The organism is Cytobacillus spongiae (assembly GCF_021390075.1).
This window is the reverse complement of record NZ_CP089998.1, coordinates 557,626-580,537: the sequence shown is the minus strand read 5'-3', so window position 1 is coordinate 580,537 and position 22,912 is coordinate 557,626. Positions and strand designations below refer to the sequence as shown.

Sequence of the window (22,912 nt, the reverse complement as noted above, 5' to 3'; positions counted from 1 at the left end):
TTACAGATTCTACTATAATTATAAATGAAATGAGAAAAGATTGGTGTGATTGGTTTGGCTGTCATATTGTTTGATGGTGTTTGTAATTTCTGCAACAGCAGTGTACGCTTTATTATCGACAGGGACCCTGAAGGTATATTTAAATTTGCCTCTTTACAAAGTGAAATTGGGAAACAATTAATTAAGGAACATGGCATTTCGAGAAACACAGACAGCATTGTGTTGATAGACGGAACTAAAGCTTATGTCGAATCAACAGCTGCTTTAAAGGTATGCTCCCAATTAAAGTGGCCCTGGAGGATGTTCCGTGTTGGGATGATCATCCCGAAAATAGTACGAGATAAGGGTTACAGATGGGTGGCCAAGAACAGATATAGATGGTTCGGCAGGCAAGAATCATGTATGGTGCCACCGCCAGATAGTAAAGACCGCTTTTTATAACAAAAAGACTTGATGGAAAATGGATTTCCTCAAGTCTTTTTATTTTATTCACTTTGGATTGTTTTTACGGATACTTTTCTTCTTGACCGGGGACCATCAAATTCACAGAGGTAAATGCCTTGCCAGGTCCCCAAAAGAAGTACTCCATTCGTCACGATGATTGTTTGGGAGTGGCCAACTGTACTTGTTTTTAAATGGGCAGCTGTGTTGCCTTCTCCATGAAGGTCCAGAGTATGTTCCCAGGGGTATAACTCATCCAATCGCCGTAGAACATCCGTTTGAACATCTGGATCCGCGTTTTCATTCACCGTGATCCCGGCTGTGGTATGTAAGGATTGAACGACCACCATACCCTCTTTGATACCCGCATTGGTTATAATGTCTTGTATATATGAGGTAATGTCAATCATTTCATCCCGTTTTTTCGTATCAAACGTAAGTGTAGTAATCATGGTTACAGTCCTTTCTGTGTTTGGCTTTTTCCTTCCTATTCCTCTTAATCGTCTTTCTAAAACTAATAGTTTTCATTCATGATCGCTTACTGACTTTCAAGGGGGATCACACTGATCACCCTTGAAACTTCCCGTTCATCGATTTCCTCTATTACGATTTCTGTTACGTCTGTGTGAAAGCAATCAGACCATTTCTCATACTCTCTTACAGCCCTGTGGAATTCTTCCATTATACCAATCCGCCCTACAGTAATATGAGGGGTGTAAGTATTGAACTGGTTTCGGAAAGGATGCAGCAATCCCTTATATAGTTGATCGTGTAAATGGATGATCGAGTCATTTCCTTTTTTAACATTAAGAAATAAATATTCGTCGGATGCCCCTGTGATTTCCTTTAATACAAGAGGAAAGGGATTCATCTCAGAAGCTACGTTGCATACGTGTGAAATGATCTGACTCTGGGGTATGTTAGAAGTAAATGGGAAAACGAGTGTAATATGAGGTGGGATTTTATCCCATAAGGGATCGTGGACCTTTCTGATCCTTTGTATTTCTTCTGATTCAATTTCGGGGAAGATATGAATGGCTCGTTTCATCGATTTTACTCCTTTGATCCACACGTGGCTTCTTGTTTTCTTAAGAACGTGTGTTTTTCTCGGTCAAATGAAGCTCTGAAGCATTTTCCATCAGTCGTTTTGTATAAAGCTTCATACACTTTCTCTTGATTATTTGTAATATGAGTTTGAATGATGCCAATGATGATGGCATCGGGAGAAACTTTATGTAGCGCCGATTCAATGCTTGAGTGTAAAATGAACCGCTGATAACCATATAGAATAATAACGCAGGCAACGAGCAAGAGGAACATCCAGCGGAATCCTTCTAGTAGTAAAGTCTTATTCATTTGAGATTACTCCTATCTTCTGAACGATGGATTATTTCTATAACCTGGTCCTGCACGTGAATAAGGCTGAAGACAGCGCTTATTCACGTAAAGTTGAATATAATCGTTTAGCGAGGTTCAAAGCAGCAGTATTGTCTCCATGGAGACAGATTGTGTCCGCTTTAATTGAGATTACCTCCCCATCAGCAGTGACCACTTCCTGTTTGTCCACCATTCGTAACACCTGCTCTTCTACCTCCTGCTCATCATGAAGAACTGCATTGGCATGGGAACGGGGGGTGAGGGAACCATCCGATTGATAGGTTCGATCAGCGAATACTTCATGTGCAACCTTCAATCCGATCTCTTCTCCAGCTTTAGTCAGCTCACTTTGAGACAGTCCGAATAAGGTCAGCCCGGGATCAAGGTCATATACGGCTCTAGCAATCGATCCAGCGAGGACGGGGTCCTTTGCTGCCATATTATAAAGTGCTCCATGGGGCTTTACGTGGGATAAACTTCCTCCCTGTGCCTTTGTAAAACCGAGAAGGGCTCCTATTTGATATTGTACTAGGGCATAAGCTTCTTCGGGGGATACTTTCATTATCCTTCTGCCAAACCCTTGCAGGTCGGGCAAACCCGGGTGAGCACCTATCTTTACATTATTCTCCAGTGCATGCGTGACCGTTCTCTTCATAACCAGTGGGTCTCCTGCATGATATCCGCAGGCAATATTAACAGAGGAAACGAATTTCATCATTTCTTCATCTTTTCCAATCGTATATGTACCAAAGCTTTCTCCTAAGTCACAGTTTAAATCGATTTTCATTGTTCCATCCTTTCATCCATATGAAATGAATTGTAACATTCAGAATTCTTATTCATCATATCATACATCTCATTTGGATGCTTTTCCTGACTGGCTGACAGAGATAAAACCTCTTTTTCCAATCAGATATTGATTCTTATCATCTATTCATGTTTAGAGGTAATCAAATCGTTCCTGATTTTTATAAAGTAAAGGTATGAGGTAGGGGAGGCATCATAGAACATGTACCTTTTCTAGGGGGGGAGGAAATCGTCTCCTGTTTAAGTGACAAGGTAGCAATGCTGAAAGAGGCAGAAGGGTGTCTCTGCCTCTTATTCTATGTACTAATTCTATTGTGAATGGGTGAGCTTGTGTTTTACCTTATGGTACCAAATTTTTATCCTGCCATCGCTTACCATCTCTTTCTCCTTCTTAGGGTGGTAGTGAATCACTCTTGTTCGTAAATAGAAATATATAATTTCTTCAATTAGGATGAAAAGTATAAAAAGAGATACCGAAATGATTAACCAATTCATGCATTTTCCCCCTTACGATTACGGTCCCTAACAAGTTTATGGATATATCTACCACATTATGAATCGAATGAAACCTGGCTGAATCAAAAAAATGTTTTCTTTTATAAGGAATACCGGTAAAAGTAAAAACCGGAGCATATTTACAGCTCCGGTTTTTTTCGAGATGATTTCGTTAAGCCTTCTTAGTGGATATCACCTGTGGGGTATTTCCCTGCACTTTAATGAAAAGCATCCCTACGAGACTAGATAGTATACTGAGGACAATGAATGTGATAAAAGTATGAAAAGGTTCAATTAACGCCACTAACGGAGGACCTGCAGCGACACCTGTAAATCTCATTGAACTGTAGATGGAGGTAATGGTACCGCGGTGTTCTTTTTCTATCCCTTCTGTTATCAATGCATCCAAACATGGAAGGGCTGCACCCATTCCGATACCGGCAACTGAAAATATGATTAAGATCATCCATTTGCCTTCTGTGAAAATCAGCGGAATGAAAGCCACTGAACTCAAAAGGGATGCAAATACGATGACCCATTTCATCTTGTCTTTCCCTTTTCCAATCACTTTCCCAGTAATATAAGAGGTCAGGCATAAAAAAAGAAGAGGGATGGCCAAATATAAACCTTTCATCACACCATCCATTCCATAAGCTTGTTCTAAACGGGTCGATAAATAATATAAGAAGCCGAATAATGTGAACATGGATACGATTCCAATTATAAAAATTCCGAATATCCATTTCTTTTCCCTTCTAAGGATCACTCCCACTTCATGAACAAATTCCTTAATGGTCTGTTTGGCTTCTCCTTCTTTTTGTCTGATAGGTACCTTTACAAGCAAGACAATCAGTAAAATGGACAGGAGTGAAAATACGGGGATAGAGAAGAATGGAATGAACCATATCCAGGCTGCAAATAATGCACCAAGTACAGGGCTCAATACTTTACCGAACGTATTGGATGTCTCTATTAAGCCTAAACCTTTGGTGATTTCATCATCATTTTCATACAGGTCACCTACCGTTGGGATGACAACCGGGAAGGCTCCAGCTGCACCAATTCCTTGAACAACCCTTCCTATAATGATGAAAACGTAGGCGTTTGTACCGTAAATGGAAGCGAATCCACAGATGAGACCTCCCATTCCTGCAATGATCAGACTGGGGATCAGAACTTTTTTTCTTCCGAAACGATCGGATAAGTAACCGGCAATGGGAATACAGAGAATAGCAAAAATGGAATACACGGTTATGATCAAGCTTGATTGAAAACCCGTAATGGCAAGCTTTTTTTCCAATTGGGGAAGAACAGGGATCAACATCGAATTCCCCAGAGTCATTACTAAAGGAATAGAGGATAAGGCCAATATATCTAATTTTTTTTCGCTTCCCATCTACTTGCACCTCATTTTCATTTATACAGATCTTATTTTCTTCAAGACCATCATTTTCATACCTCCACTTTAATTTATTATAAAATTATTATGTAAACTGATGTCTCTAACTGAAATATTACCCGCTTCTCATTTGATTTTAATGATGATGGACGAAAATAAAAGGGGGTATGAATCATGTGGATTCGGATTATTCCTATTTTTTTGTTATACGGCCGTTAAGTTGATGTACTGTCATATCAGGGCATTGAACTCTTTCAAGCCTTTAATGATTTTATTTTCGATAAAAGTAAATTAAAATAATACGTACTAAGCTTTGAAGCAGGTGATGTTTGTGAAACGGATACTCGTCATAGAAGATGAAAAAAATCTATCCAGGTTTATTGAACTGGAACTTAAATACGAAGGGTATGAAGTAGCTCTTGCCTATGATGGCAGGGGGGGACTTGAGAAAGCTTTAACTGAAGACTGGGATATCATCCTACTGGATCTTATGCTGCCAAAGTTAAACGGTCTTGAGGTTTGCAGGAGGATCCGCCAAGTGAAAACCGTCCCCATCGTCATGATTACAGCAAGGGATAGTGTAATGGACCGTGTATCAGGATTAGACAGCGGCGCAGATGATTACATTGTAAAGCCATTTGCCATTGAAGAATTGTTGGCAAGGTTGAGGGCTTTATTCAGACGGGGGAAGAGTGAGGGAGCAGGTTCAACCACCTATCATTACCGAGATATCACCGTTCATAAGGAGTCACGTCAAGTATTTAAATTTGAACATGAAATCGAAGTGACCAAAAGGGAATATGACCTTTTACTTGCCTTTTTGGAAAATCAAAATATCGTTTTGACACGTGAAGTCCTTCTTAATAAAGTGTGGGGATATGATACAGAGGTGGAAACGAATGTAGTGGATGTTTATGTGAGATATCTTCGGAACAAAATTGATTCTCCTGATGAGGAGAGCTATATCCAAACGATACGTGGTACGGGATATGTGATGAGGACATGAAAACAATCTTCAATCGTTTTAAGCCCACTTCCCTGAAAGTAAAGTGGGCGTTAGCAGCAGGTTCTGCCATATTCCTTGCCTTTTCCTTATTCAGCTTTTTTCAATATCATGCCATCAGCAAGTGGATGATTGATGAAGAAGAAAATAATTTTGGCCGGGTCTTGGATGAAATCACCGTTTTCTTTAAACAGAGAGGGCCGAATATACTGCTCCAGGACATTTATGATAGCAGGGACTTGATGAAACAAATAGCTGAAAAGGACCAGACGATACGTATTTTAGACCGGCAGGGTAATCAAGTCCTGGAAATAAGGGGAGAAAACGATTCAGCCTTTTATGTATCATTTCAACCTGTCAGAGAGAAGTCTGTTCTACTGCTTGAGTCTGAGGGTAAGCAGATGCTGATTGGGAGATCTCCTATCCGATCAAGTCAATTCAATGGGTATGTGGAAATGATCCAGCCATTGAATCGATACGAGAATATCATGCAAAACCTTTTTTGGATGATGACCATCACTGGGATATTAGCCCTTTTAATCAGTGCTGTTATCGGATATTCCATGGCCAGAAGTTTCGTCCGTCCCTTGAACAGCCTTTCTGAGACTATGAGATCCATCGAAAGAAAAGGATTTCATGAAAGAGTAGAGATTGTGAAGGCCCATGATGAAATCAGTGAACTATCACAGATCTTCAATAAGATGATGAGTCAAATTGAGAAGTCGTTTCAGCAGCAGCAGCAATTTGTCGAGGATGCCTCACACGAATTACGAACGCCTATCCAGGTATTAGAAGGGCACCTTGCACTATTGAACAGATGGGGTAAAAAGGATCCCACAATACTAGAGGAGTCTTTACAAGTGTCATTAGAAGAGCTTGAAAGAGTCAAACGCCTCATTTCAGAATTGTTGGAATTATCAAGAGCGGACAGAGAAAAATTTGACTTTCAGAACGCTCAGGCCCATGCTCAGAATGTTGTCGATAAGGTGATTCGAGACTTTCAATTCCTTCATCAAGAACATGAATTTTCTTGTTTGGATGAGTTGGACCATGAAGCGTCTGTCTTCGTATTGCCCAGGCATCTTGAACAAATCTTGATCATCCTGCTGGATAATGCTGTTAAGTATTCAGAAAAGCATTCAAAGATCGAAGTGAAACTAATGGAACATGAAGGGGAAGTGGTGATCGAGGTAAAAGACGAAGGGATAGGTATTCCCAACGAAGACTTACCGAAGATATTTGATCGTTTCTACCGAGTTGATAAGGCAAGAAGTCGAGAAAATGGCGGGTATGGCCTGGGCCTTGCCATCGCATCAAAGCTGATTCAGAAATATGACGGTGAAATAACGGCCTTAAGAAACCAACCTGTAGGAACCATCATACAAATTTCTCTAAAGTCCACTTAATAAACCATTTTTCCAGCTTAAAAGACGTCTCAATATTTATCAGAGACGTCTATTTCGGTATATTGCATATCAATGTTTTTTGGTATTTTCAGCTCCAGTATTCCATCTTTGTATTGAGCTACAGCACCCTTCTTCTTTACCAGGCAAGGGAGAGTGATGATCTGTCTTTCTCCACTTTCCGGTATATTCTCAATAATGGCCTGATTAGATGTATGGAATATTTTTAATTTCTTCATCCACTCTTCATCGGGAACTTGAAACCGGATATAAATATCCTCAAAAGACTCAAAAACGTTCGCGGGTATTGAAGATGAGGAAGGAGTTGGCTGACCTCTTTTGGAATTCCCCCCCTGATTGCCGGCAGGGTTCATAAAAGGCTGTGCCCCGCTCATCATATCATTGGGATTCATCATACTCTCCCAGCCACCGGGAAACATTTTCTTCATCATTCCTTGAATATAGGAATCCATTTCTTTCGGATTCATTTGATTCAATTGATCTTTCATGTCTTTATTGAAAGGGAATAAACTCCACGGGAACATGTGAACCACCTCACTTTCATCTCTATTTAACAACCGCTTTGACGTTACATTCTATGCAGGATATAGGCGAAAAGTTCATATTGGGGGTAAAGGAAGGATGGATAAATATTTAAAAGGAGCGGACTTTCGTCCATCACGCAGTCTTCCTCTATCATTCTGACAATCTTATAATTTATAAAAAATGAAGAAAAATAACAAAAAATATTTGGTTTTTTTTAGTAACAGTAGTAAGATGGTTTATGAAAAAAGCACCCTTATGACAGGAGATAAGAAGGTGAATGAGAAAGCGCTTAATAAAATATTATTTCAGAATAGTCGATCAAAAAAAGTGGTTTTCTTGTAATTTATTATGGGAATATAAGTAATATTCCTATGCCATCAGCGGAAAACAAAATTTTAAGAAATTTGTCATAAAGACTTTATCTTACTACTGCACAGTGATAAAATGTCCTTGTAAGCGTTTTAATGTGTTAAAAATTACTATTCTTGCATAATGAAATTCTGTTTTAGACATGTAAGAATACATGATACCCAAATTATACTAACTGGCAAAATAGTTGGAGGTTTTTCACAATGAAAAAGCAATCGGCAAAAGGGGAACCGTGGCAATCGTTTTACGGACCTAATTTAGGCTATGTTATGGAGGTGTATGAACAATTCCTTGAGGATCCAACGGATGTAGATCCTGAATTGAAGGAATTATTCGAACAATGGGGCCCACCTACAGCTGAAGACGTACAAGTAATCGCAAGCGCTCAGCACGGGGATACATCATTTACTTTACCTGCTCAGCCGACTGCATTGAGCAAAGTGGTAGCTGCTGTCAAACTGGCAGATAATATTCGTACATATGGTCATTTAGCTGCGGACATCAATCCCCTTAATGACAGGAATAAGGACACGAGAAGGATTGAACTATCCGAATTCAATTTATCCGAGGATGATTTAAAGCAGATTCCTGTCGATTTCCTATGTCCGAATGCACCTTCCCACATCAAGGATGGTTTACAGGCAATCAATCATCTAAGACAGGTTTATACTAAAAAGCTTGCTTTCGAATACGCCCATGTCCATGAGCTTGAAGAAAAGAATTGGCTAAGGGAAAAGATTGAATCCGAGTCCTATTTCACACCGCTTTCTAAGGAAAAAAAGCTGTCGTTACTAAAACGGCTTGCCGAAGTGGATGGATTTGAAAAGTATATACATCGTACCTTTGTAGGTCAGAAGCGTTTCTCTATAGAAGGACTTGATTCCATGGTCCCCCTACTGGACGAAATGGTTCGTTACTCAGTAGAATCAGGTGCTAAAACAGTTAATATTGGGATGGCACACCGTGGACGTCTAAACGTACTGGCGCATGTCATCGGTAAACCATATGAAATGATCTTTGCAGAGTTTCAGCATGCACCAAGCAAGGATTTGATTCCTTCCGAAGGGTCGATCGGCATTACATTCGGGTGGACAGGTGATGTGAAGTATCATTTAGGTGCTGATCGGGAAATCTCACCGCTTCAGTCATCGACTGCAAGGGCACGGGTGACGCTGGCTAACAACCCAAGCCACTTAGAGGTTGTCAGTCCGATTGTTGCCGGTTATACACGTGCTGCCCAAGAAGTTCGTGAAGATCGGGGTTACCCTGAGCAATCACCTGAATCCTCTTATGCGATCATGATACATGGAGACGCTGCATTCCCTGGACAAGGTGTTGTAGCTGAAACATTAAACATGAGTCAATTGCGCGGATATAACACAGGTGGATCCATCCACTTGATTGCAAATAACATGATTGGATTCACAACGGAGAGCCGTGATTCAAGGTCTACCAAATATGCATCTGATACTGCCAAAGGTTTTGAGGTTCCGATTGTCCATGTCAATGCAGATGATCCAGAAGCTTGTCTTGCAGCTGCGGTGCTTGCCTATGAATATCGTAAAACATTCGGAAAAGACTTTGTCATTGATCTAATCGGTTACCGCCGCTTTGGACACAACGAAATGGATGAGCCGATGGTAACAAATCCATTAATGTACTCTGTCATTCAGAATCATCCAAATGTTAAGAATCTCTATGCTGAAAGATTAATTTCAGAAGGAATCGTCACTGAAGCTGAAGTGGAAAAAATGGATGCAGATATCGAAAAGGAATTAAAAGCTGCCTACGATAAAGTCCCGGCTAAAGACGATGATCCCGATACTGTTCTTGCTCCGCCTGAGTATGTAGCAAATGGTTTACCGAACATTAAAACCGGTGTTGATTTTAATAAGCTGGAGGGGTTAAATGCAGAACTTCTTCAATGGCCTGACGGCTTTAATGTATTCAAGAAATTAGAGCGTATTTTGCAGCGTCGCAGCCAGGTATTTGAAGGGAAAGGGAAAATTGACTGGGCTCATGCTGAAACGTTGGCGTTTGCCTCCATCCTGAAAGACGGGACCCCGATTCGTTTGACCGGTCAGGATTCAGAGCGTGGGACATTTGCTCAACGTCACCTCGTTCTTCATGATGAAAAATCGGGTGAGGAATACATCCCTCTTCACAACCTGAAAGACAGTCATGCTTCGTTTGTTGTTCTAAACAGTCCTCTAACGGAAACGGCCGTTGTTGGGTATGAGTATGGATACAATGTATTTGCTCCTGAGACGCTGGTTCTATGGGAAGCGCAGTTTGGGGATTTCTCCAATATGGCACAGGTGATGTTCGATCAGTTTATATCAGCCGGCCGTGCTAAATGGGGCCAAAAAACGGGTCTGGTCATGCTGTTGCCCCACGGATACGAAGGGCAAGGGCCAGAGCATTCCAGTGCCCGCTTAGAACGTTTCCTTCAATTGGGGGGAGAATATAACTGGACGGTTGCCAACTGTTCTACAGCCGGTCAATACTTCCATATCCTAAGACGTCAGGCAGCCATTCTGCAAAAAGACGAAGTGAGACCCCTGGTCATCATGACGCCTAAAAGCCTGCTCCGTAATCAATTTGCAGCTGTAACCGCCGAAGATCTGGCCAATGGAGAATTCCATTCAGTCTTGGAGCAAAAGGGTCTTGGAGAAAACCATGATTCAGTGGAACGGGTTGTATTATGCAGTGGGAAAATAGCCATCGACTTGGAAGAAAAGCTGCAGGATGTTGATGATAAAGATTGGTTACACATTCTTAGAGTAGAAGAAATTTATCCTTTCCCTAAAGGTGATATATCAACCATTCTTGAAAGGTATCCAAACTTAAAAGAAATGGTTTGGGTTCAGGAGGAACCTAAGAATATGGGGGCATGGACATTTGCAGAATCAAGACTGCGTGCCATTGCACCAGAGGGTGTAGAAGTACACTACGTCGGTCGTCGCAGACGTTCAAGTCCATCTGAAGGTGAACCAACCGTACACAAAAAAGAACAATCACGCATTATTAAAGAAGCGTTAACCCGATAAGAAAGAGGAGGACATCACAGTGGCAGAAATAAAAGTTCCAGAATTAGCAGAGTCAATTACAGAAGGTACAATTGCTCAATGGTTGAAACAACCAGGGGATTATGTTGAGAAAGGTGAATACATCGTTGAGCTTGAAACGGACAAAGTAAATGTTGAAGTGATTTCAGAAGAGGCAGGTACGATTCAAGAACTAAAAGCCGATGAAGGCGATACTGTCGAAGTTGGGCAGGTTATTGCAATTGTAGGTGCAGGGGGTGCGCCGTCTTCCACTACTGAAGAGAAGGACGAATCAAGCGCTCCTAAGCAAGAAGAGAAGGACGAAAAGCCGACTCAGGCTGCCCCAGCCAAGGAAGACAAAAAGAATCGTCCCATCGCCAGCCCTGCTGCACGTAAGCTGGCACGTGAAAAAGGCATCGATCTGTCTGATGTACCGACTGATCCACTTGGACGTGTTCGTAAACAGGATATTGAAGCTTATAGCCATAAGCCTGCTGATGCTCCTTCAAAACCTTCTTCTGAAGAGAAGAAAGCTCCTGCTAAGAAAGATGATGGAAAGCCAGTGGTACGTGAAAAAATGTCCCGCCGTCGTCAAACGATTGCAAAGCGTTTAGTTGAGGTTCAACAGACCGCTGCCATGCTTACAACATTTAATGAAATCGATATGAGTAAAGTAATGGAGTTGCGTAAGCGTAAAAAGGATAAATTCTTTGATGATCACGATGTTAGACTTGGATTTATGAGTTTCTTTACCAAAGCAGTTGTAGCAGCCCTTAAAAAATTCCCGTATGTGAATGCAGAAATCGATGGGGATGAGATTGTTCTCAAGAAATTCTATGACGTTGGGGTAGCAGTATCTACTGATGATGGACTTGTGGTACCTGTTGTAAGAGATTGTGAACGTAAAAACTTTGCCGAAATCGAAGGAGAGATTGTTGAACTTGCTACCAAAGCAAGAAACAATAAGCTGTCACTAGGAGATCTCCAAGGTGGTTCATTTACAATCACGAATGGAGGAGTATTCGGTTCATTATTGTCGACACCAATCTTAAACGGTCCTCAAGTGGGTATTTTGGGAATGCATAAAATCCAGCTTCGCCCAGTAGCCATTGATAAAGATACAATGGAAAATCGTCCGATGATGTACATTGCCTTATCATATGATCATAGAATCATCGATGGAAAAGAGGCAGTCGGCTTCCTTGCAATGGTTAAAGATTTACTTGAAAATCCAGAAGATTTACTTCTCGAAGGGTAATGGTCCTGATTGAATAAAAAAAGATGAATGTTTGGCTGGTTCACATAAACCTTCTGGTTTGTGAATCAGCTTTTTTTTTCACGTTTTTTTACTAAGAGAATAAAATATGTATAAAGAAAATAAAGTTTACTTAAGGAAACTTTCGGACATACAGAAGAAAGGGGGATAAAGATGAAGAATTTCAATTCAAAAAAAGTGATTCAATACTCATATCTGTTTCATAAAATCGGGATATTAGATAACGAGCAATTAAAACAAATTGAGGAATACCATGGGTCTAATTATAAAAAGCGCTCAAAATGGGAGTAAGATTCATGAAAAAAGACAGACTCAGATAAAAGTGAGTCTGTCGTAAAAATTTCATCTCGGGGGGGGTGAGATTTAGATTTAGGTTCAAATTCTGTTTACATTTCCATTTACGATTTCCTAAAAGGTTTCAATCCACGGTTACGAATTTCTTTCTTAAGAAGCAAAATCCAGTCTTGATCATTCCCTTGTTTCTCAGCATCCCGATAAGCTGCCACCAACTGTTCATTACTTAAGATTTTCATGACCAACCTCCTAGGATTGTTTGAAATATAGAATTTTCTATATTTTCTATTTATTCTACATAGAAACTATACATTTGAAAAGGGTTTTTTCACAAATTACTTCTAAAGTATTATTTTTAGGGAATTTGTTGAAATAGGTTTAGAAAGTCCATTTATTGTCTATATATATAAGTTTGGATGCAAATGATTTTGTTGAAAACTGTTGCATTATGTCCGCTGTTTTCTGTTCTTTTAAAGACTTTTTTGCGTGCCTCCTGATCCTATATACTAAACAATGTTTCAATTTACATAAGGAATAAGGCTTGTCATATCCCCTTCCACCATTCGTGAAGGATAAAACATCTACGATGATGGAGGAAAGATGCGTCTGGAATTAGTTTGAAAATTTTAATTTTTGTGATAATATTACACGCATAAGGAACTGAAATTTTACCTCTTTGATTCCATAAACTGAATGGTTCCAGCAATACTTGAAGATAAAGGGGGATATTCATTTGTCGGATATTTTACATGCTACTGTAGGGGACTTACTTGAAGAAAAGGCTCGAATTCAACCTGATGTCGATGCAGTCGTTTATGCTGACAGGGGGTTAAGATGGTCTTATCATGAATTTAACCAACTGTGTAGACAAGCTGCAAAGGGGTTCATGAAGCTTGGTATTCATAAAGGAGATCATATCGCAATTTGGGCATCTAACACACCTGAATGGCTGGTCAGCCAATTTTCTACAGGGAAAATGGGGGCAGTGCTTGTAACCGTTAACACTAATTATCGGACCGCTGAATTGGAGTACCTTTTAAAACAATCAGACAGCCAGACCATTATCTTGATGGAAGGATTCAGGGGGGGCATCGTATATTGATATGCTTTATGACATTTGTCCTGAATTGCGAACGTCCAAACCCGGAGAGTTGAAGAGCTCGAAGCTCCCTTTTTTGAAAAATGTCATTGTATTAGGGGAGAGATCTTATCCCGGTACATATAGCTGGCAGGATATTATGGATAGAGGGCAGGAAGTTCCTGAACGTGAATTGGAGGAAAGGCTCGCGAGCCTTTCACCTGATGATGTTATCAATATGCAATACACATCCGGTACGACCGGGTTTCCCAAGGGCGTCATGCTTACTCACTCCAATATCGTAAACAATGGCTATAATATTGCGCAATGTATGAGGTTGACGAAGGAAGACCGATTATGTATCCCTGTTCCATTCTTCCATTGCTTCGGATGTGTGCTGGGAAATTTCGCATGTGTTTCAGTTGGGGCTACAATGGTGCCGTTACAGGAATTCGACCCTGAGAAAGTCCTTCAAACTGTACAGGATGAAGAATGTACAGCTCTTCACGGGGTACCTACCATGTTCATATCAGAGTTGAATCTTCCAGACTTTGAACGATATGACCTGTCACGTTTGCGAACGGGGATTATGGCAGGGAGTAACTGCCCAATCGAAGTGATGAAAGGGGTAATGGATAAGATGGGTGCAGGTGAAATCACCATTGCCTACGGACAGACAGAATCTTCACCGGTTATAACTCAGACGCGTACCCATGATCCAATCGAGTTGAAGGTTGAAACAGTGGGTAAAGCTTTGCCAAATGTGGAAGTGAAGATTGTGGAACCAGGATCCAGCAGGGAAGTTCCAAATGGAGTTCAAGGGGAACTTTGTACCCGGGGATACCTCGTCATGAAAGGGTATTATAAGAATGAAGAGGCTACAAAATTGGCCATAGACGATGAGGGCTGGCTTCATACTGGAGATTTAGCCGTCATGGATGAACATGGCTATTGCAGAATTACTGGCAGATTAAAAGATATGATCATTCGGGGCGGTGAAAATATTTATCCGAGAGAGATTGAGGAATTTCTATATTCCCATCCAAAAGTGTTAGATGTTCAGGTGATTGGCATTCCTGATGAGGTATATGGTGAAGAAGTGATGGCTTGGATCATATTAAAGGAAGGTCAAACCGCTACACCCAATGAAATCAAAGAATATTGCACAGGGAAAATATCACGACATAAAATTCCAAGGTATATAGAGTTTACTGACTCTTACCCTATGACTGCTTCAGGGAAAATTCAGAAATTCCGTCTGAAAGAACAGGCGAAGGATGCAGCTCTGCCTAAAAGTCACTAAGAGATTGAAAGCGTTTCCTGTTTAAGGAGGACATTCCTGAAGAAAAGGGAGTGTCCTTTTTACGTTGGATAAAGAGTACAATAAGAGTAAGATAAAACTGAAATTTCAGAGATTATTTGGTAAACTATAGAAAAGAAGCTTTTGCGAACTGAACAGTAATATCATTATGTAAACAACGAGAGGGGAAAATCGGTGTACGTTTTTGTTTATGGAACATTAAGAAAGCACGAAAAGAATCATTTTGTACTAAAGGGCGCAACCCTGGAACGTGAACAGGCTTGGGTGGACGGTGTTCTCTTTGATACAAAAAGAGGATATCCGGCACTCAAAGAAGGCATGGGGATCACATATGGCGAAGTATATTCTATTGACACTGATATTCTGGCAGATTTAGATGAACTGGAGGATTTCATTGAAGAACGTGATGTGAACCTTTATTCTCGAAAGCTGAAAAGGGTCAACACAGACAAAGGAACTCAAGAAGCTTATGTGTATTATTCCGAAAACGAAGAATTGTTTAAGGAAGAAATTCCTTCTGGAGATTGGAAAGTACATCGGTTTCTGAATGATCAGCCTGAGAGGGTCCTTTACTTTGCGTATGGATCTTGTATGGATGATGAGCGTTTTAAAACAGCCAAAGTGGACCACCATTTCAAAGACTGCCTGGGTGCAGGAGTGTTAGAGGGATACTCCATGAAGTACCTATTCAAAGTTGATGATGGGGGCAGGGGGGATATCATTGAAGATGGCGGGATAACAGAAGGGGTAGTATATAATATACCCCAACAAGCAGTAGAATACTTGTTTACAAGAGAAGGGGTGGCTCCAGGATGGTACAGAGTAGCTTTCATAGATATCCAGATTGGTGGAACGCATCATAAGGACGTTTTAACATTTATCGTGAAGGATAAGTTTGAGGAAACGTGCCCCCCTGAACATTACGCTAAAGAAATTCTTCGAGGGAGTCACCCCCATGTAAGCTCATCTTATCATGCAAAGTTGCAGCAACAATTATTAACAATCGGAATGACAAATGAGCAGGTGAAGAACCTACTTATCATGGACAAATAAATGATCTATCCGGGGGATGTCATGAAGGCAAAGGATAAAACAGTATTGAATGCAATAGAATCCCATCATTGGGATTACCCTGACCGTTTGATCCCGATTGAAGTGGACAGTTTACACCGTGACGGGATCGTGGCGATAAAGAATAATCAATTGAAGAATGTGTTTGCCAATAAGGTTCCTCAATTCATTGCGAAGAATACGGATGATCTCCAAGAAAAGTGGAAGGTGATTGAGGATTTCTATGGAGAGTCCCCATACAGTCTATGGATAAGAGAACCGCTTATCAAAGGGGAAGAGGATTTCCTGCTATCCCATTTCGGTGTTGTGGAAGAACGGTACGAGGGACTTGTATTTGATGTGGTTCGTGAATATACAGTACGTCCCTTGAACCACACAGTCATTACGGTTAAAGATGACGAGCACATAAATGATCTTGTGAAAGTCAGCTCCTCGATCTGGGGATACGAAGAGTCCGAATGGCCGGTTATCTTTAAGCAAAGAAAAGATTTCATCAGTCGATGGGGGACTGATGGCGGCTTCACTCTGGCATATAATAAAGAAGGGCGTCCCGTGGGATATGCTAATTATCGCTTCAGCACTGATGGCAATGTCCTTTACCTCAATGGCGGCGGTGTACTTCCCGAAGAAAGGAATAAGGGGATCTATTCTTCACTGGTGTCCCATCGACTGACAATGGCTTATGAATCCCAGTGTCGCCTCGTCACCTGCCAGGCCAGAATCGGTCACTCTGCACCCATTCTGAAGAGACTTGGCTTCCAATTGTTTTCAACCTATCAATATTGGGTAGTGGATAAAAAAGCGTAGCCCCTTAAAGAGAAACCTTTTCATAGCATTAGAGAGACATCTTGTTGAAAGGGCTTGAGGAGCACATGTACAAGAAATGGGTAGACATTTCTTGATGCCGTAGAGGAATGATGAATATTTAGACGCTTTTGATGAAATGAGGTGGTGGCAGGTGGAGACTTTACTGGAATTAGTGGATCAGTTTGGATATATAGCCATGTTCCTTTTCAGCTGGATTGTATTTTTGGGTTTACCGGTACCTAACGAATTGGCTGCAGCTCTCGCAGGGTATCTATCTGAGTGGAGGCATTTTAATCCGTATACCTCTTTTTTCTTCATGTATAGCGGGTTGATTTCTTATGGAATCTTTGGCTTTTTGAACGGCAGTTATTTTGGGACAAAAATCATCTCACGATTTGTGAAAGGTGATAAATCAAGGAAACTCATTGACAATGGTGAGTATTGGATAAATAAGTATGGACCATTTGCAATATCGTTCAGCTATTTCATTCCAGGTATACGATTATTTATGCCTTACATTGCAGGAGCGTCAAAAGGTATTTCTTTCATTAAATTCCTTCTATATGCGATTCCATCGTCTCTAGTATGGGCACTTGTATATTTTCAGATTGGACGTTATTTTCCAAGTGGTTTACAAGGACTCCTGGAAGAAATGAGCGTGAAAGCAGGGATTTTTTTCTCCATCTTATTCCTCGTTATAATAGGATACAGTGTTGTGTTCACGTTAAAAAAGACCTCTTATATCTCTAAATGGAAAAAAGTACGATACCGAAAATAAAAAGGCTGATCAAGGAGTCCAACTTCTTAATCAGTCTTTTTTGTCCCGATCTTCTTTCATAATCGTAAAATAGTTCCCCAAAACCCCCATTGCTTTAATGGTTGTCCTAGAGCCATTCTGATCCTCGTATATTTTTCCTACTGTGTTAAATAACAAATACCCGTTTTTAATATTTGAGCCAGTTTCTATCAGAATGGAAGAAGAATCATTTCCTAGTTTCTTCGTACACGTCATCGATCCCTGACAATCAATCTTATACTCATTCAGAAGCCATGAGTAAAACTGATCTTCGCTTGGCCTATGGGTGCTCATATAAATGAATAGGATCATGATGACGAACAAGCCTATTTTTTTAAATCCATGTCTCACAATAATCGAACCTCTCTATCAAATTCCTACTATAATATACCATATTTCTATATAAAAAGAGGCAGGATTCAGAATAATAATCATCAAAAATCATGGGAAAAGAGGAATACTTGATGAATACTACAATGACAATCCGTTTGATATAGGGTTCATGATTACATGTGTTCAGTTTGTAGTTGAACTTATAGCTGTGTAAGAATATACTATTAGCATAGTACTTACATAGAGGAGGGTATTGTCTTGATCCATCAAACTTGGACGGAAAGCACTACTGGAAAAAAAGTAAGATGTGTACATACAGATGCAAAGAAATATACAGTTGCAAATGTCTTAACCATCGGGAAAGAATACGAAGTGAAAAACGAGTCTGAAGAATATTACTTCGTCGTTGATGAAAGTGGGAAAATGGGAGGCTTCTACAAAGAATACTTTGAAGAAGTGTAAGTCTTTCATGGAGCTGATTTCTTTAGCAAAACGTGAAGAAATCAGCTTTTTTAATGGAGATTTCCAATATAAATGAAATGGGGAGAAAAGAATGAATCATTCATTAAAGAAGCGAACCCTTTCATTGGAAGACCGGTCACCGATCATCCGACTCTTCAATCTTTATGAAACGAAGGTATATGGAGAGATTCAAACGAGTGAATGCGAGATTCAAGAGATGATAGAGTCACTCCCTGAAGGTGATCGAACAGGGCTTTGGCAAAAGGGGCAATTAGTGGCTGTCTCCATTCTGACCGAAAAAGATCACCGGTTACCCTCTTTAATTCTCGCTCTTCCTAATACACAAATGAAGATGTATATAGGAGAAATGGTAGCAGAGCTTCTTATTTCTGCAAGGAGGAAGAAAAAAACGATTTCAGACTCAAAAACCATTATACTCTCTGCGAATATCAAGGAAGAGAAAGCATCGTATTAGGAATTCGGTTTTTTACCCACCCGCTATTGGTTTGAAATGAAAAAAGATTTAAAAGATCTACCGATTGTATCATCCTCTTCTTCTTACCGTATAACCAGATTCAATCCAGATACTGAGACTGTGAGTCTCCATGAGGTATTTGAAGAAGTATTCTCAGATCATTTTGATTATCATCCTTCAAGCCTGGAGGACTTTATGAAGCGCTTTCTCCGCTCTTCCTTCAATCCAGACCTCTGGTTTGTATTAAAAGAAGAGAAGGAACTTGTTGGTTTTGCCTTTTGCACAGTTAATGCTGAAACAAAACTAGGAGAAATCACCCATTTGGGGGTACGTAAAGAATGGCGTCGTAAAGGACTTGCACATGATTTGCTGTATCATTCTTTCTCAACGTTAAAAGGGGAGGGAATGGTTTCCGTGGCCCTCCTTGTCGACAGTGACAGCTATACTGATGCAACCATCGTATATCAAAAAGCAGGCATGTACGTGAATCGCGGCTTTACAAGATATGATTTAGAGGTATAGAATTCGAGAAACACCCCTATAGAGGGTGTTTTTTAAATTTTTTAGATTATTGTAGGCTTAGATAAAGCCAAAAGGCAAGTTTACCAGCATAAAACAAACAGAGCCTTTGCAGTGTAAGGGTTTTTACATGTAGAATGTCTTATATGTGAAATGGAAAGGATGTCAAAACATGAATGTTGAACGTATATTACCAGAAACGGTAACTCAGACAATAAACGAAAGAAGACAGTTATTCTCTTCAACTGCCCACTCCTCTTTAATTGGAGAAGGCGGATATACGGCAAGTGAAGACCATATTATCGAAGATAGTATCATCTCCCTCTCCATGGGTAAAAATCTTCTCCTGAAAGGACCAACAGGTTCAGGTAAAACGAAGCTGTCCGATACCCTGTCATCCATCTTCTCACAACCGATGCACAGCATTAATTGTTCGGTTGATTTGGATGCAGAAGCATTGTTGGGGTATAAAACAATCAGCGAAAAAGATGGGAAAACCACCATTGAATTCATCGAGGGTCCTGTCATTCAGGCGATGAAAAATGGCCATCTACTTTATATTGATGAAATTAATATGGCCAAGCCTGAGACCCTGCCGATATTAAATGGGGTGTTGGATTACCGTAGAAGCATCACCAACCCATTTACAGGGGAAATCATAAAAGCTTCACCTACATTCGGCGTAGTTGCCGCCATCAATGAAGGATATGTAGGAACTGTACCATTAAATGAAGCGTTAAAAAACCGGTTTGTGGTCATTGATGTACCTTACATTGAAGGGGAAACATTAAAGAGTGTCATTCAAAGTCAAAGCAAGCTCTCTGATTCAAAGCTCATCACCCAATTTGTAGACCTGTCATCAGATTTATTGGTCCAAGTCAAAAACGGCCAGATTTCAGAGGAGGCGGCTTCCATCCGGGCTCTTTTAGATGCTTGTGACCTTGCAGTTTACCTACCGGCAAAAAGGGCTATACAACGGGGGATTGTTGATAAATTGGAAGATGAAAGAGAAAAAGCAGCTATTCAGAATATAGCAGAAACCTTATTTGAATGAGGGACATGTAATGCATCGATTTATTCAATTCAATGATGAAACCATAGATTCTTTTCTTGTGATGGAAATGACCGATCTAACAAAAACCCTTTCCAAAGATGCAGATATGACTTTGAAATATGGACCGTTTTCTTATCTTGATTATAAGAAATCAACGGTATATGTCAGTCATTTCTGGGATCATCGAAAAAAAGAGGAAGAAGTACACGGCTTAAAAAGTGATATCTATTTAAGGACGGTTGGTAATCTCCATGAAACCTCAAAGGAAGAGGTAATCGATTATATCAATAAGGTGAAATCAACTTCTGTTCCTCGATTTGCCAAACAGTTATTTGTCATCGGGGAAGAAATTCGCTTGGAAGAAATTTGCAAATCCAAGCGTCCAGGAACTACGAAGTCTTTTGAAATAAGACGGGAATTATATCGTCAGCACTTTGAAGCACAGCTTACAGTAAACTTAACGAAAAGTGTTTTTACAGATGCACTATTCAATTCCTTATTCCTTCTGCTTCATGCACAATCCCCAATGGTTGAACCAGTCGGGATAAATGAAGATATCGATTTGGCTATGCCTTTTCTTCATCGGCAAGTAACACGCTTATTCGAAACCCGCTCGACGGAAGATGTGGGGAAGGTGTGCTTTGAAATGGTGGAAGTAGTAGATGAAATCGTTAGAAGAGATATGTTAAATGAATACTTCCACTTACCGGAAGATGTGTATCATATGGAGGGGCCTTCTCCTGATACCTTCGAAGATTTAAAGAGAAAAGATCCCCTTCAGAATACAGATGTGCTGGAAGAAGAGAGTACAGGAGAAGAAGAAGTGATGGATGAAGAATTCCGTACCTGGCACAGAGAAACGAGCGACAAAGGAGAATCCTTTCTACAATTTGATCTTGATCAAGGCTCTCAATCGGACCTGATGGGGGAAGGTGTACGTGAAGGTGACGATGGTGACCAGGCGATGGCTATGGTACAGGGGTCGGCCCAGGAGACGGAGCAGGAGCAGTACCAAAATGTCAAAGCACAGGAGCGGGAGAAAGAGAATCTTGGAAGTGGTGAAAGTGCCCTTGGTAAAGATAATAAGTTTGCCGTCCCTCATTTCCTGACTCCTTCCGTCCCAACCATAGACGAGAAGAATGGGTACAATCATAATAAGAGTTTAATCGCTCCTTATCAAAAGAAACTTCAAAAAATGATCGAAAAGACATTGGAACACAAGAGAATTCAGCCTCGAACTGATTTGCACTTTGGCAGACTGAACAAAAAGTTATTACGTTTTATAACAGACGATAATCCAAGACTGTTTTATAAAAAGCACAATCCGTCTTCTGAAATTGACGCTGTTTTTTCACTATTGGTAGACTGTTCAGGTTCCATGTACGATAAAATGGATCAAACGAAGCTTGGCATTACGTTATTTCATGAATCATTAAAATCTGTCCGGGTTCCACATGAAGTTGTAGGTTTCTGGGAAGATACGAACAAAGCTACCAAGACCAGTCAACCAAATTATATGAATCCTGTGCTGAATTTTAACTCGTCTCTGAAGCCTGGAAGTGGTTCAGAGATCATGCAGCTCCAGCCAGAAGAAGATAACAGGGATGGATTTGCTATCCGTTTAATGACAGAAAGAATTCTTAAACGGACCGAAAAACAGAAATTCCTTCTTGTCTTTTCAGATGGTGAGCCTGCAGCAATGGATTATGAACAAAATGGGATTGTTGATACTCATGAAGCCGTATTAGACGCAAGAAAACAGGGGATAGAAGTCATCAACGTCTTTTTAGCCAACGGTGAAATTGATGAGGGACAAAGAAAAACCATTCAGAATATTTACGGGAATTTCAGTATCCTTGTTTCAGATGTAGAAGAACTTCCTGAAGTGTTATTTCCTTTATTGAGAAAGCTTTTGTACAAAAGTATCTAGATGAGATGTGAAACCGACTGCTTGTTATACATGCAGTCGGTTTTTTATGTGAGGATGAATACAAATCAGACTTTAGGATGAGTCAGAATCAATCATCCATCCCATCCAGATTCCTTTTAACTGGAATATACTGAAAGTACCAGAATGAAAGGAGTTGTGGAAGATGAACAATCTTTCTGATATGAATGTCGTCATTGATGAATACCATAGACTTAATCACAATCTGAATCAATATGGGTGGAAGAGAGAGAAAGCCTATAAGAAGAAATATTTTTCGCACTGGTTAAAAAATCTGTAATGATTCATATGTTTCATGTCCGAAATGGGACATATTTTTTTTTACACTCTTTTCCCGGCTATTGTTGCATTTACCATCATCTCTGCACTATTCTTTCAGTTAGTAGGGGCTGAAGGGTAAGGGGAACTGCCCCGCTTTCAGCTGGTGTTCGGCTGAGCCTCTCCATCTTGAAAAATTCGTAGTGATGTAGCTAAATGTGTCAATCAACAATGTTTACGAAAAGAGGCATTTCTTAATCGCTCATAAGCTGATGTAGAGAACTCAACATACAACAATAAAAGAAGCTAACGAGCCTTTAATGGCCGTTAGCT

The 22,912-nt window shown here is 40.3% G+C and carries 24 protein-coding genes and 1 pseudogene; 16 read left to right on the top strand and 9 right to left on the bottom strand.

The window, feature by feature from the left end; all coding sequences use genetic code 11:
* The first annotated feature begins 45 nt into the window (after positions 1-45).
* Entirely contained in the window at positions 46-441 is a 396-nt protein-coding gene (locus LS684_RS23445; protein WP_349293155.1) for a thiol-disulfide oxidoreductase DCC family protein, read from the top strand.
* 44 nt (positions 442-485) lie between these two features.
* Here the strand turns inward: LS684_RS23445 and LS684_RS23440 are convergent, their stop codons facing one another.
* From LS684_RS23440 to LS684_RS23415, 6 genes are all read right to left on the bottom strand, one after another.
* Positions 486-893, bottom strand: coding sequence for a secondary thiamine-phosphate synthase enzyme YjbQ (locus tag LS684_RS23440; RefSeq protein WP_233812048.1), 408 nt, complete (start codon positions 891-893; stop codon positions 486-488).
* An 86-nt stretch (positions 894-979) separates the two neighbouring features.
* The gene (locus tag LS684_RS23435; protein ID WP_225003363.1) at positions 980-1,489 is read right to left on the bottom strand and encodes a 2'-5' RNA ligase family protein; all 510 of its coding nucleotides are present in this window, start codon (positions 1,487-1,489) and stop codon (positions 980-982) included.
* Positions 1,490-1,494: 5 nt separating this feature from the next.
* Positions 1,495-1,797 (bottom strand): hypothetical protein, encoded by a 303-nt coding sequence (locus LS684_RS23430; protein WP_225003362.1) that lies wholly within the window; start codon positions 1,795-1,797, stop codon positions 1,495-1,497.
* A gap of 79 nt (positions 1,798-1,876) precedes the next feature.
* Entirely contained in the window at positions 1,877-2,605 is a 729-nt protein-coding gene (locus LS684_RS23425) for a LamB/YcsF family protein (RefSeq protein WP_233812047.1), read from the bottom strand.
* A gap of 329 nt (positions 2,606-2,934) precedes the next feature.
* Positions 2,935-3,120: a hypothetical protein gene (locus tag LS684_RS23420; protein ID WP_233812046.1), complete on the bottom strand. Its 186-nt coding sequence runs from the start codon at positions 3,118-3,120 to the stop codon at positions 2,935-2,937.
* 172 nt (positions 3,121-3,292) lie between these two features.
* Complete coding sequence (locus LS684_RS23415) at positions 3,293-4,516, bottom strand: MFS transporter (RefSeq protein WP_233812045.1); 1,224 nt, start codon at positions 4,514-4,516, stop codon at positions 3,293-3,295.
* Between the two features lie 334 nt (positions 4,517-4,850).
* Between LS684_RS23415 and LS684_RS23410 the strand changes: the two genes are divergently transcribed.
* Together LS684_RS23410 and LS684_RS23405 are read left to right on the top strand one after the other, a co-directional pair.
* A complete protein-coding gene (locus tag LS684_RS23410) occupies positions 4,851-5,525 on the top strand; it encodes a response regulator transcription factor (protein ID WP_169215105.1) in 675 nt (224 codons plus the stop codon).
* Positions 5,522-6,928: a sensor histidine kinase gene (locus LS684_RS23405; protein ID WP_233812044.1), complete on the top strand. Its 1,407-nt coding sequence runs from the start codon at positions 5,522-5,524 to the stop codon at positions 6,926-6,928. Before LS684_RS23410 ends, LS684_RS23405 begins: the two co-directional genes overlap by 4 nt.
* Before the next feature lie 29 nt (positions 6,929-6,957).
* On the opposite strand, the gene LS684_RS23400 is transcribed toward LS684_RS23405, so the two are convergent.
* A complete protein-coding gene (locus tag LS684_RS23400; protein WP_169215104.1) occupies positions 6,958-7,470 on the bottom strand; it encodes an Hsp20/alpha crystallin family protein in 513 nt (170 codons plus the stop codon).
* A gap of 573 nt (positions 7,471-8,043) precedes the next feature.
* Between LS684_RS23400 and LS684_RS23395 the strand changes: the two genes are divergently transcribed.
* From LS684_RS23395 to LS684_RS23385, 3 genes are all read left to right on the top strand, one after another.
* Positions 8,044-10,890 (top strand): 2-oxoglutarate dehydrogenase E1 component, encoded by a 2,847-nt coding sequence (locus LS684_RS23395; RefSeq protein WP_233812043.1) that lies wholly within the window; start codon positions 8,044-8,046, stop codon positions 10,888-10,890.
* Between the two features lie 19 nt (positions 10,891-10,909).
* On the top strand, positions 10,910-12,145 hold the full coding sequence (gene odhB / locus LS684_RS23390; protein ID WP_169215102.1) for a 2-oxoglutarate dehydrogenase complex dihydrolipoyllysine-residue succinyltransferase: 1,236 nt from the start codon (positions 10,910-10,912) through the stop codon (positions 12,143-12,145).
* 171 nt (positions 12,146-12,316) lie between these two features.
* Positions 12,317-12,454, top strand: a complete 138-nt coding sequence (locus LS684_RS23385) for a hypothetical protein (protein WP_169215101.1) — start codon at positions 12,317-12,319, stop codon at positions 12,452-12,454.
* Between the two features lie 107 nt (positions 12,455-12,561).
* Here the strand turns inward: LS684_RS23385 and sda are convergent, their stop codons facing one another.
* A complete protein-coding gene (gene sda, locus LS684_RS23380) occupies positions 12,562-12,696 on the bottom strand; it encodes a sporulation histidine kinase inhibitor Sda (protein ID WP_044336757.1) in 135 nt (44 codons plus the stop codon).
* A gap of 503 nt (positions 12,697-13,199) precedes the next feature.
* On the opposite strand from sda, the pseudogene LS684_RS23375 reads away from it, so the two are divergent.
* From LS684_RS23375 to LS684_RS23360, 4 genes and pseudogenes are all read left to right on the top strand, one after another.
* Positions 13,200-14,838: pseudogene (locus tag LS684_RS23375) on the top strand (AMP-binding protein).
* Positions 14,839-15,030: 192 nt separating this feature from the next.
* Positions 15,031-15,909, top strand: a complete 879-nt coding sequence (locus LS684_RS23370) for a gamma-glutamylcyclotransferase family protein (protein WP_233812042.1) — start codon at positions 15,031-15,033, stop codon at positions 15,907-15,909.
* Positions 15,910-16,734, top strand: a complete 825-nt coding sequence (locus LS684_RS23365) for a GNAT family N-acetyltransferase (RefSeq protein ID WP_169215099.1) — start codon at positions 15,910-15,912, stop codon at positions 16,732-16,734.
* Positions 16,735-16,885: 151 nt separating this feature from the next.
* A complete protein-coding gene (locus LS684_RS23360) occupies positions 16,886-17,512 on the top strand; it encodes a DedA family protein (protein WP_225003354.1) in 627 nt (208 codons plus the stop codon).
* A gap of 30 nt (positions 17,513-17,542) precedes the next feature.
* On the opposite strand, the gene LS684_RS23355 is transcribed toward LS684_RS23360, so the two are convergent.
* The gene (locus LS684_RS23355; RefSeq protein WP_225003353.1) at positions 17,543-17,881 is read right to left on the bottom strand and encodes a hypothetical protein; all 339 of its coding nucleotides are present in this window, start codon (positions 17,879-17,881) and stop codon (positions 17,543-17,545) included.
* Between the two features lie 240 nt (positions 17,882-18,121).
* Between LS684_RS23355 and LS684_RS23350 the strand changes: the two genes are divergently transcribed.
* From LS684_RS23350 to LS684_RS24190, 6 genes are all read left to right on the top strand, one after another.
* Entirely contained in the window at positions 18,122-18,325 is a 204-nt protein-coding gene (locus tag LS684_RS23350; RefSeq protein ID WP_233812041.1) for a DUF6501 family protein, read from the top strand.
* 91 nt (positions 18,326-18,416) lie between these two features.
* Positions 18,417-18,800, top strand: a complete 384-nt coding sequence (locus tag LS684_RS23345; protein ID WP_233812040.1) for a hypothetical protein — start codon at positions 18,417-18,419, stop codon at positions 18,798-18,800.
* Between the two features lie 36 nt (positions 18,801-18,836).
* Positions 18,837-19,322, top strand: coding sequence for a GNAT family N-acetyltransferase (locus LS684_RS23340; protein WP_267930453.1), 486 nt, complete (start codon positions 18,837-18,839; stop codon positions 19,320-19,322).
* 169 nt (positions 19,323-19,491) lie between these two features.
* The gene (locus tag LS684_RS23335; RefSeq protein ID WP_233812038.1) at positions 19,492-20,373 is read left to right on the top strand and encodes an ATP-binding protein; all 882 of its coding nucleotides are present in this window, start codon (positions 19,492-19,494) and stop codon (positions 20,371-20,373) included.
* 10 nt (positions 20,374-20,383) lie between these two features.
* The gene (locus tag LS684_RS23330) at positions 20,384-22,303 is read left to right on the top strand and encodes a vWA domain-containing protein (RefSeq protein ID WP_233812037.1); all 1,920 of its coding nucleotides are present in this window, start codon (positions 20,384-20,386) and stop codon (positions 22,301-22,303) included.
* A gap of 163 nt (positions 22,304-22,466) precedes the next feature.
* On the top strand, positions 22,467-22,601 hold the full coding sequence (locus tag LS684_RS24190; RefSeq protein WP_263627428.1) for a hypothetical protein: 135 nt from the start codon (positions 22,467-22,469) through the stop codon (positions 22,599-22,601).
* Positions 22,602-22,912: the final 311 nt, after the last annotated feature.

What these genes read in the sequence shown, in the direction of transcription:
- LS684_RS23440 (WP_233812048.1), bottom strand. Translation starts at nt 893, where the DNA reads ATGATTACTACACTTACGTTTGATACGAAAAAACGGGATGAAATGATT.
- LS684_RS23435 (WP_225003363.1), bottom strand. Translation starts at nt 1,489, where the DNA reads ATGAAACGAGCCATTCATATCTTCCCCGAAATTGAATCAGAAGAAATA.
- LS684_RS23430 (WP_225003362.1), bottom strand. Translation starts at nt 1,797, where the DNA reads ATGAATAAGACTTTACTACTAGAAGGATTCCGCTGGATGTTCCTCTTG.
- LS684_RS23425 (WP_233812047.1), bottom strand. Translation starts at nt 2,605, where the DNA reads ATGAAAATCGATTTAAACTGTGACTTAGGAGAAAGCTTTGGTACATAT.
- LS684_RS23420 (WP_233812046.1), bottom strand. Translation starts at nt 3,120, where the DNA reads ATGAATTGGTTAATCATTTCGGTATCTCTTTTTATACTTTTCATCCTA.
- LS684_RS23415 (WP_233812045.1), bottom strand. Translation starts at nt 4,516, where the DNA reads ATGGGAAGCGAAAAAAAATTAGATATATTGGCCTTATCCTCTATTCCT.
- LS684_RS23405 (WP_233812044.1), top strand. Translation starts at nt 5,522, where the DNA reads ATGAAAACAATCTTCAATCGTTTTAAGCCCACTTCCCTGAAAGTAAAG.
- LS684_RS23400 (WP_169215104.1), bottom strand. Translation starts at nt 7,470, where the DNA reads ATGTTCCCGTGGAGTTTATTCCCTTTCAATAAAGACATGAAAGATCAA.
- LS684_RS23395 (WP_233812043.1), top strand. Translation starts at nt 8,044, where the DNA reads ATGAAAAAGCAATCGGCAAAAGGGGAACCGTGGCAATCGTTTTACGGA.
- LS684_RS23385 (WP_169215101.1), top strand. Translation starts at nt 12,317, where the DNA reads ATGAAGAATTTCAATTCAAAAAAAGTGATTCAATACTCATATCTGTTT.
- sda (WP_044336757.1), bottom strand. Translation starts at nt 12,696, where the DNA reads ATGAAAATCTTAAGTAATGAACAGTTGGTGGCAGCTTATCGGGATGCT.
- LS684_RS23365 (WP_169215099.1), top strand. Translation starts at nt 15,910, where the DNA reads ATGATCTATCCGGGGGATGTCATGAAGGCAAAGGATAAAACAGTATTG.
- LS684_RS23345 (WP_233812040.1), top strand. Translation starts at nt 18,417, where the DNA reads ATGAATCATTCATTAAAGAAGCGAACCCTTTCATTGGAAGACCGGTCA.
- LS684_RS23340 (WP_267930453.1), top strand. Translation starts at nt 18,837, where the DNA reads ATGAAAAAAGATTTAAAAGATCTACCGATTGTATCATCCTCTTCTTCT.
- LS684_RS23335 (WP_233812038.1), top strand. Translation starts at nt 19,492, where the DNA reads ATGAATGTTGAACGTATATTACCAGAAACGGTAACTCAGACAATAAAC.
- LS684_RS23330 (WP_233812037.1), top strand. Translation starts at nt 20,384, where the DNA reads ATGCATCGATTTATTCAATTCAATGATGAAACCATAGATTCTTTTCTT.
- LS684_RS24190 (WP_263627428.1), top strand. Translation starts at nt 22,467, where the DNA reads ATGAACAATCTTTCTGATATGAATGTCGTCATTGATGAATACCATAGA.